This window comes from Collinsella aerofaciens, from assembly GCF_040915425.1.
Classification (GTDB): Bacteria; Actinomycetota; Coriobacteriia; order Coriobacteriales; family Coriobacteriaceae; genus Collinsella; species Collinsella aerofaciens_BW.
This window is the reverse complement of the sequence record NZ_JBCPDN010000075.1, coordinates 1-9,318: the sequence shown is the minus strand read 5'-3', so window position 1 is coordinate 9,318 and position 9,318 is coordinate 1. Positions and strand designations below refer to the sequence as shown.

General features: G+C 65.8%; 9 protein-coding genes. All 9 read left to right on the top strand.

The genetic code is table 11. The features are described from left to right. A partial coding sequence (locus AB5164_RS09060) for a hypothetical protein (protein ID WP_368148004.1) occupies nt 1-329 on the top strand: 329 nt, incomplete at its 5' end. 9 nt (nt 330-338) lie between these two features. Then, nucleotides 339-941, top strand: a complete 603-nt coding sequence (locus AB5164_RS09055) for a phage tail tube protein (protein WP_368142580.1) — start codon at nt 339-341, stop codon at nt 939-941. Then, nucleotides 941-1,234: a hypothetical protein gene (locus AB5164_RS09050; RefSeq protein ID WP_368142579.1), complete on the top strand. Its 294-nt coding sequence runs from the start codon at nt 941-943 to the stop codon at nt 1,232-1,234. Before AB5164_RS09055 ends, AB5164_RS09050 begins: the two co-directional genes overlap by 1 nt. A 152-nt stretch (nt 1,235-1,386) precedes the next feature. Further along, the gene (locus tag AB5164_RS09045) at nt 1,387-1,584 is read left to right on the top strand and encodes a hypothetical protein (protein WP_147356477.1); all 198 of its coding nucleotides are present in this window, start codon (nt 1,387-1,389) and stop codon (nt 1,582-1,584) included. Continuing rightward, the gene (locus tag AB5164_RS09040) at nt 1,574-4,045 is read left to right on the top strand and encodes a phage tail protein (protein ID WP_368142578.1); all 2,472 of its coding nucleotides are present in this window, start codon (nt 1,574-1,576) and stop codon (nt 4,043-4,045) included. Before AB5164_RS09045 ends, AB5164_RS09040 begins: the two co-directional genes overlap by 11 nt. Next, complete coding sequence (locus AB5164_RS09035; protein WP_368142577.1) at nt 4,042-4,740, top strand: distal tail protein Dit; 699 nt, start codon at nt 4,042-4,044, stop codon at nt 4,738-4,740. The genes AB5164_RS09040 and AB5164_RS09035 overlap by 4 nt, the downstream gene beginning before the upstream one ends. After that, on the top strand, nt 4,741-7,995 hold the full coding sequence (locus tag AB5164_RS09030; RefSeq protein WP_368142576.1) for a phage tail protein: 3,255 nt from the start codon (nt 4,741-4,743) through the stop codon (nt 7,993-7,995). 21 nt (nt 7,996-8,016) lie between these two features. Continuing rightward, nucleotides 8,017-8,412, top strand: a complete 396-nt coding sequence (locus AB5164_RS09025) for a hypothetical protein (protein ID WP_368142575.1) — start codon at nt 8,017-8,019, stop codon at nt 8,410-8,412. Continuing rightward, nucleotides 8,409-9,143, top strand: coding sequence for a hypothetical protein (locus tag AB5164_RS09020; protein WP_368142574.1), 735 nt, complete (start codon nt 8,409-8,411; stop codon nt 9,141-9,143). The genes AB5164_RS09025 and AB5164_RS09020 overlap by 4 nt, the downstream gene beginning before the upstream one ends. Nucleotides 9,144-9,318 lie beyond the last annotated feature (175 nt).

Sequence of the window (9,318 nt, the reverse complement as noted above, 5' to 3'; positions counted from 1 at the left end):
GGGTAGTGGCCCAGCGCCTTATGCACGCGACCGGCATCAAGTGCGTGCCGGACGTTCCGCGCGAGAGACCCGATGAGTTCGTCCAGGTCACCCTCGCAGCCACGAGCGCGACGCGGTTCATCCAGTCGCCGCGCGTGCTCGCCACGTCGTGGGCGAAGACCCGCAGGCGCGCACGCGAGATCGCCGAGGCCGTCGAGCGGGCGTGCTCCGCCATCGAGGACGAGCCGAACGTGTTCTCCGCCGTGCCCGACGGCACCTACCGATGGGACGACCCCGACACGGGGACTCCCAGATACCAGACGAACATCAACCTGACCATCTGCGAATAAGGAGCAATCATGGCAGAAAGCAACAAAAACAACGTCGCCAACGTCTCCAGCGCCAAGGGAGTCAAGGGCGGCTACATCTTCACCGCTCCCGTCGGAACGGCGCTGCCGACCGACTACACGACCGCGCTGCCCGAGGCGTGGAAGTGCCTCGGCTACATCAGCGAGGACGGCTACGTCGAGACGCTCGACACCGACTCCGAGGACATCAAGGACATGAACGGCGACCTCATGGCGTCGCCGCAGACCTCTCGCGTCGAGAGCGCGCAGCTCACGCTCGCCGAGATCAAGGCCGCGACCCTCAAGGTCATGTACGGCTCCGGCAACGTCAAGGACGAGGCCGGCATGATCACCGTCAAGCACAACGGCGACTCCACCGAGACGTGGCCCGCCGTGCTAGAGCTCGTGCTCAAGGACGGCCGCCGCTGGCGCAAGGTCGTGCCGCTCGCCCAGTCCTCCGAGCTGGACGACCTCACCCTCGCCGTGGGCGAGCTCGCCGCGCGCGCCCTCACGGTCAAGTACCTCACCGACGATGCCGGCAACACCTGCTACGACTACATCCAGTCCACCGAGACCGCGACCGCCAAGGCCGCTGAGACCGCGGAGGGCAAGTAATGACCGAGCTCACATTCACCATCCCCGGCATCGACGGCGAGTTCACCGCCGACCTCGACGAGCTGCTCAGCTACAAGACGAACAAGCAGTTCGCCAAGAGCGAGACCGAGCCCGACGGGATGTTCGAGGCCTTCGAGCGCGTCTTCGCGGGCCGCGACGAGGAGTACATGGAGCGCCTCGGCGGCTCCGTCGAGTCCACGGGCGTGCTCATGCAGGCCGCATTCGAGGCGGCGAAGGCAAAAAACTCCCAGGATTCGTCCTCGAGCTCGAAGGGCACCGCTCAGAAGTCGTAGCGGACTTCCGCCAGTACTACGGCATCGACCTCCCGCTCGAGGGCGGACCGAACGACCTCCGGCGCGCCGCCCTCCTGTGGGAGCAGTTGCCGAAGGAGTCGAGGTGCGCGCGCCGCATGTACCCGGAGCTCAAGTGGAGCGAGGAGACGTACATGCTCTGGCGCATCGAGCACCAGCTCAGGAGCCTCGCGTGGGGGCTGAGCGACAAGAAGCACCGGCCGCCGCAGGAGCCGCAGCCGCTCAAGACGCCCGGGCAGCTCGCAGAGCTCAAGAGGCACCAGCGCAACGCCCTCGCGAACAGGGCGGAAATCGACGAGATTCTAGGATTAGGAGGACGGGATGGCGACTAGCGTAGGCTCGGCATGCATCACGCTCATGCCGTCCATGAAGGGCTTCGCCGGCAGCATCTGCTCGGAGTTCGGCGACACGGGCTCCAAGGCCGGAAAGTCATTCGGCGACTCGATGACCTCCGGCGTGGACGGCGGGGTCAAGCGCTCCAGCGGGCTGCTGAGCGGGCTCGGCACCGTCGCCAGGGGCGTGGGCACCGTCGCCGCGGCTGGCATGGGCGCGCTCACCACGGCGGTGACCGCAATCGGCGGCGCTGCGGTATCCGCATACGCCGACTACGAGCAGCTGGTCGGCGGCGTCGACACGCTCTTCGGCTCCGCGTCCGGCAAACTGCAGGGATACGCCGCGGAAGCGTACAAGACGTGCGGCATGAGCGCCAACCAATACATGACCCAGGCGACCAGCTTCGCCGCATCGCTCGTGAGCTCGTGCGGCGGCGACGTGGCGAAGGCCGCCGAGTCCGCCAAAACGGCGATGGGCGACATGGCGGACAACGTCAACAAGATGGGCTCGGACATGGCCGACGTCCAGAACGCCTACCAAGGCTTTGCCAAGCAAAACTATACGATGCTGGACAACCTGAAGCTGGGCTACGGCGGCACGAAGTCCGAGATGGAGCGACTCATCGCGGACGCCAACAAGCTGCGCGCGGCGCAGGGCAAGACCGCCGACCTCACCATCGACAGCTACGCCGACGTGGTCGAGGCGATCCACACCGTGCAGTCCGAGATGGGCATCACCGGCACGACCTCCAAGGAGGCCGCGACGACCATCTCCGGCTCCATCGGCATGGCCAAGGCATCGTGGGAGAACTTCCTCACCGGTCTGGGCCGAGACGACGTGGACTTCTCGCAGCTCACCGAGCAGCTGCTCACGTCCGTCGGCGCGGTCGCCAAGAACATCGCGCCGCGCGTCGCGCAGATCGGGCAGGGCATCATCAAGGCGCTCCCCGCGGCGCTCTCCGGCATCGCGTCGGTGCTCACGCCCATCGTGTCCGAGGCGCTCGCCACGGCGTGGAACATCGCCGTCGGGGCGCTCGCCGGCATCGGTATCAAGCTGCCGAAGCTGGACTCCTCGCAGATCTGCTCGGCGCTTCAGGCCATCCTTGGCGTGGCCACGTCCGTCGGTAACGGCATCAAGGCGGCAATCGGGTTCATCGCGCCGCTCATCGCGCCAATCGGCACGGCGCTGCTCAACATCGCGCAGGCCGTGCTGCCGGTGCTCTCCACCGGCATACAGGTGGTGCTCGGCATCGTGCAGGCGCTGTCGCCGGTCATCGGCTTCCTGGTCGGTGTCATCGCGGACGTAATGACGACCGTCTCGCAGCTCGTCGCCATCGCCATGCCCGCCGTGCAGTCCGTGCTGTCCGCCGTGCTGGCGGCGATGCCGCTCATCCAGGGCGCGATTCAGGTGGCGATGGGCATCATCTCCGCCGTCTGGAACGCGGTCTGGCCTGCGATCTCCGCTGTCCTGACTGGTGTGATGGGCGCAATCTCCACTGCCGTCCAGGTCGCGATGGCCGTGGTGCAGACAGTCATCTCCACGGTCACCGCCGCGATAAGCGGCGACTGGGATACGGTCTGGAACACCATCAAGCAGGTAGCCGAGCTCGTCTGGTCTCAGATTGAGTTCGCCGTGCGGGCGGCCATCGGGGTCGTCGAGTCCGTGATAACGTCCGCGCTCGACGGAATCAGCTCGGTTTGGTCGAGCGTGTGGGACACCGTCCGCGACTTCGCCGAGGTCGTATGGGGACGCATCAAGTTCTCCGTCAACTCGGCGATAAATCAGGTCAACGGCGTGATCAGCTCCGTGCTCAACAGCATCAGCTCCACGTGGTCGAGCATGTGGGGGAGCATCAAGAGCGCCTGCTCGTCCATCTGGGAGGGCATCAAGAGCGCAGCGTCAAACGGAATCAACTCCGTCTACAGGACCGTCACGAGCATAAAGGGCAAGATCACCGGGTTCTTCTCGGGTGCGAGAAACTGGCTCTTCAACTCCGGCAAGTCGATACTCAACGGCCTGAAGGACGGCATCATGTCCGCTATCGGCTCGGTGACCTCGGCGGTCTCCGGCGCAGTCTCCAGAATCCGCTCCTTCTTCCCGTTCTCGCCGGCAAAGGTCGGCCCCTTCTCCGGGCACGGCTACACGACCTTCTCGGGCAAGGCCCTCATGCAGGGCTGGGCGCAGGGCATCGGCTCCGGCACCGGCACCGTGGTCTCCGCCATCAGCGGCGCCATGGACACCGCGCAGGGGATGCTCTCGACGGGCCTGACCGTCGCGCCGTCCGCTGTCTACACTCCGGCGCGTCCCGAGGAGGATTCCGACGACGCCCTCGCCGGCATCCTGTCCGTCCTCGAGCAGATCCGAGACAAGGACGGAAACCTGTACATCGACTCGGAGCGCGTCTCCTCCGCCATCGCGATGCGCGGCAGGCACACGCTCGCCGCAAGGGGGTTCGCATGATATTCGGCGGAATCGACCTAACGCCGTACCTGCTGGTGACCAAGGTCACGAGACCGATTGTCCCCAAGGTGCGGCTCGATGAGACCGAGGTCCCCGGCATGGACGGCACACACGTCCGCGCCACGGGCCTCGAGCCCGTCGAGATAGCGGTCGACTGCAACATCGTCGGCGGCTCCCTCGACGAGGTCGCCGAGGCAAGGGCCGTGCTCGCCTCGGCGCTGTCCGGTGGCGAGAAGGCCCTCGTGCTCGACGACGCCCCCGAGCGCTACATGCTCGCGCGCTACAGGGGAGGGGCGGAGCAGGGGCGCAACGCACACATGCCGAATCTCACGCTCGGGTTCTACTGTGCAGACCCCGCCGCCTACGGGCAGCGGCGCTCCGAGCAGGTGTCGGCATCCCAGCGCGCCGTCGCCGCCGGGGGCAACTACAGGGCCTACCCTACGGTCACGTGCAGGCCCCCGGCAGGCTCGAGCTGGACAATCACCAACGTCTCGACCGGGCGGTTCGTCCGCGTCGAGGCGTCGTTCACGGGCGCGCAGACCGTCGTGCTGGACATGCGCGCCGAGCGCTGCACAGTCAACGGCGCGGACTGGCCCGTGACCGTCGCGAGCGACTTCTTCTCGCTCGACGGCGTGCAGCAGATCAAGACGAGCGGCGGCACCGCGACGCTCGAATGGGAGGAGAGGTGGCTCTAGGTGCGAATTGACGTATACACGTGGCAGGACGCCTACGTATCGACAATCGGCCCCAAGGAGCTGCTCTCCCTCACCCATACCGACGAGCTCAACGGCGAGGACAGCGTGGACATCGCCACGACCTTCGCGCTCAAGCAGGGCTACCGCCTCGTGTGGGCCGACCGCCTCGGCAAGGTCCACGAGCACGTCTGCCAAGACCCCAAGGGCCTCCACGCCGGAGGCGATACGGTCTACACGGACACGGCGATCAGCTCAATCTGCGAGACGTACGGCGACTATATCGAGGACAAGCGCCCCTACGGCTACGGCTTCTTGCAGGCGCTGAATGTCTGCCTCGGGCCGACCCGCTGGACCGCCGGAACGGTCGACCAGACCGGCACCGTCGACAAGGGCTTGATCTTCTACCACACCTCGGCGCGCGAGGCGCTCCAGTCAATCTTGAAATGCGGCGGCGAGCTTGAGACTGAAATCACCGTATCCGGCGGCAGGGTGACCTCTCGCAGGGTGGGCGTCCGCTCGCATCGAGGCGCGAAGGGCGGCCACCGCCGGTTCACCTACACCAAGGACCTGACATCGGTATCACGCACCGAGCACTACGGGGCGATCACTGCCTGCTACGGCTACGGCAAGGGTATCGAGACCGACACGGGCGGCTACGGTCGCAAGCTGACCTTCGGTGACATCAACAACGGCAAGAACTACGTGGAGGACGCGACCGCGCTCAAGCTCTACGGTCGACCCGACGGCAGGGGCGGGCGCGCGCACGTGTTCGGACAATATGAAAATCCAAATTGCGAGGACGCGGCGACGCTGCTCGCCGAGACCCGCGCGTACTTCGGCTCCCGTAAGGAGCCCGGCATGACTTACGAGGCCGACGTCGTCGACCTCGTGCAGTTCGGGCGCGAGTGGGAGGGCGTCGCAGTGGGCGACGACGTCCAGATCGTCGACACGTGCTTCAGCCCGGCGCTGCGCTGCGAGGGCCGCGTGACCAAGCTCGTGACCGACGAGCTGGGCGGCACCATGCGCGTGACGCTCGGGAACGTGACCGAGACAATCACGGACATGTTGCTGGCGCAGCAGCAGAAAGTGTCCAGCCTGTCGAAGCGCTCGTCCAACTGGGACGTGGCGGCATTGACGCCGCCATCGTACCTCCAGCAGGTCATTGACAGCATGAATACGCAGTTCAACCTTGCGGGCAACAGCTACGTCCACACGAGCTTCGAGCGCGGCCTGATCTTCGGCTCCGTGCCCCTCGACGCGGACGGCCGCTCGACGACCGGCGACGGCATGGCCATGCAGCTGTGCTCCCAGGGCTTCCGCATCGCCTCCGGCTGCAAGGCCGACGGCTCGTGGGACTGGCGCACCTTCGGCACCGGAAAGGGTTTCTTCGCCGAGTTCATCTGCTTTGGCACGATGCTCGGCGACCTGATCAAGGCCGGCACCATCCAGGACAAGGCGGGCAAGAACTACTGGAACCTCGACGAGAGCGAGGTCCATCTAGGCCCCGGCGCCAAGCTCGACGGCAAGGACATCGCCGTCGCCGATGCCGTGATAGCGTCGGTGGACGTCGAGTACGCCCAGGGAACGTCGCGCGTCACCGAGCCGCAGGGCGGATGGCAGACAACTGCGCCGCAATGGGTGTCGGGTAAGTACATCTGGACGCGCACCAAGACCACCATGCAGTCCGGTGACATCGAGTACAGCGAGCCCGTGTGCATCAGCGGCATCGATGGCGCCAAGGGCGACAAGGGCTCGACCGGTACCGGCGTGCGCGGCATCGTCGAACAGTACTACCTGTCCACGAGCTCCACGGCGCAGTCCGGCGGCAGCTGGTCGGAGGCTCAGCCCGCGTGGGCGAAGGGCAAGTACATCTGGACGAGGAGCAAGGTCACGTTGACGGACGGTTCGGTCACCTACACCGCGCCGTGCCTCGCCAAGGCCATCAACGGCAGCAACCAGATGGCCGGCAGCGCCATCGCGGCGCGCGTGAAGCTCTACGCCAAGAATCAATCGGACAGCGTGCCGCCGATCAATGCGCAGAACCCAGAGCTGGGATGGTCCGAGGACCTCCCGCAATGGTCGAACGGATACTTCGTCTGGTCGATGGAGCGCGTCACCTACGGCGACGGCAGCGTCACCCACACGGCGCCGGTGCTGGAGGCCGCGTACAACAAGGCGTACCAGAGCGCGCACGACCTCACGGGCTCACTCAATGGCCTCGACACGACGGTGCAGGACCTCGCCAAAGACGGTGTGGTGACCGAAGCGGAGAAGGCGGCGGTCAAGAAGGCCAAGCAGGACGTGGACAAGGAGCGCGAGGAGCTCACGAGCCAGTACAACGCGCTGAAGTCGAACAAGGCCCTCAGTGCCAAGTTCCTCTCGTCCGTCCTCGGCCCCCGCTACACCAAGGCCTTCGGCACGACCGATGAGGGAGGCACGTACGGCGCCTATACCGACAAGGTCGACAAGGTGCTCAAGTGCAAGACAGCTGAGGAGCTCAAGGCCGCCATGGACGAGTACGACGCCGCCTACGGCGCCTACTCGACCGCCGTGAGGGACTATGCCGAGGCCGCGACCGGGGCGCGCCACGCCATCGAGCAGAAGGACGCATCGGATTACGCCGATGGCATCCTGAGCGCCTACGACGAGCAGATGGACCAGAAGGCCATCTTCGACCGCCTGACCAACAACGGCGCAGACCAGGGGCTCTACATGAGCAACAACAGGGTCTACGTCAACGCGACATACATCGCAACCGGGACTCTCGCGGACGCAAAGGGGCGCAACTCGTGGAACCTCAAGGAAGGCGTGCTGACGACCAACTACATGACGGCGAAGAACATCACGGCGACCGGAAGCTTCACCGGTGGAAACCGCAGCAGCGGGTACGCCATGGAGCTCGACTCGAGCGGGAAGCTGGCGGGATTCAAGGATGGCACGCAGTACGGATACATCGAATGCTCCTCAACGTCACATGACATCGACAATCCGTCGATTATCTACCACGGACTGCAGCTGCAGGGACAGGGCGTCGTGCGAGTCTCGACCCCGAGGCTCAGCGTGAGCGGCAGCGCCGACACGAGCGTCACGACGTGGTCAGGCCTGACGACCAAGGTCGGAGCGGCATACCACCCGCTTTACACGGAGAACGGCAAGAAATATTTCAACGACCAGTCCCAGACATCGTCGGTGCTCGAGTTCAGGAACGGCCTGCTGATCGGCGTGTCGACCATGCCGTCCGGGTGGAGCGGATAAGAGATGAAAGGACAAGAAGGAATGGAAGCAAGCAAGAAGATCGTCGTGGGCTACGCGGTCCACGACATCATCGGCAATAACGAGCAGTGCCTGACGGAGTACGACCCGGACGTGCTCCAGCGCGCCGAGGACGCCGGACTCATATTTGTCGCCCAGTACGACGACGGCACGCGCGAGGTCGTCAAGGCCGCGGACGTCCGCAAGCCAGACCCCACGGTCAACGGCATCCCGCTGGCGACCGCCGGGTACGTCGATGAGCGCACCGCCGCCACGGTCGCCGTGTTCGACGCGATCTCGGCCATCGTCGACCCGCAGCCGGCCATGGCCGACGAGACGGGGGAGGGAACCGAGGCCGTCGACCCGGTCGAGGCCTTTAGGGCCGCGCTCGCCGCGCTCAAGGCGCTGGAGGCCAAATGATCAACCACGCGATAGCGCTCGACATGCGCAAGCGCCCGGGCACAGTCCCGCAGCGCGTCACAGTGCGCAGGGGCGAGACGCAGACCCAGAAGATAACGGCGTCGCTCACTGTGGACGGCGCCGCCTACACACCGACCTACCAGTCCGCGCGCCTGTGCGTACTCCATGCCGACGGCACGTGGGCTCGCTGCGCCGCCACCGTCGGCACGTCATCGGTGAGCGCCACGCTGGCGCCGGAGGCCGTCAACGGGGTGGGGAAGTGCCGCTTGGCCTACTTCGAGTTCTACGCCAACGGGGTCTCCGAGACGACTGAGGACTTCGCGCTCGTCATCCTGGGAAATGTGGACGGGACAACAGGGCCTGCCGTCAGCTACGACCAGGAGCTCGACGAGCTCTACAGGAAGTGGAGCACTGAGCTATCTCGGCTCGGTCAATCCGCGTTCGATGCGGCATCCGCCGCTAGCGGTGCGGCGTCGAGGGCCAATGCGGCGGCAAGCGCGGCATTGCAGATCGCGAACGCGGCGGCGCAGGGCGCCGCCGGCGAGTCCGACATCGCCGAGCTGCGCCGCCAGAACGGCCAGCTCGCGATGATGCTCGCCGACGCGACAGACAAGTTCATCTACATGGACGGCACGGTCTACTGCCCTGCCGGCAAGGCGTCGGTATCCGGGGACACGGTGACGTTCGGCAGCACGTGCTCGGTATCGGGCAGCACGGTAACCCTTTCCTAAGGAGGATAAATGGCAAATGCAAAGACGCTGGTCGTAGGCGGCCAGCCGCTCAACGTCATCGACGATACCGCGCGCAGCAACGCGCAGACGGCGCTCAGCAACGCCGAGTACAACCGCCAGGGCCAAATCGGCAAGTACGGCGGGCAGAACATCGCCACCATCCTGGCGGGAGAGA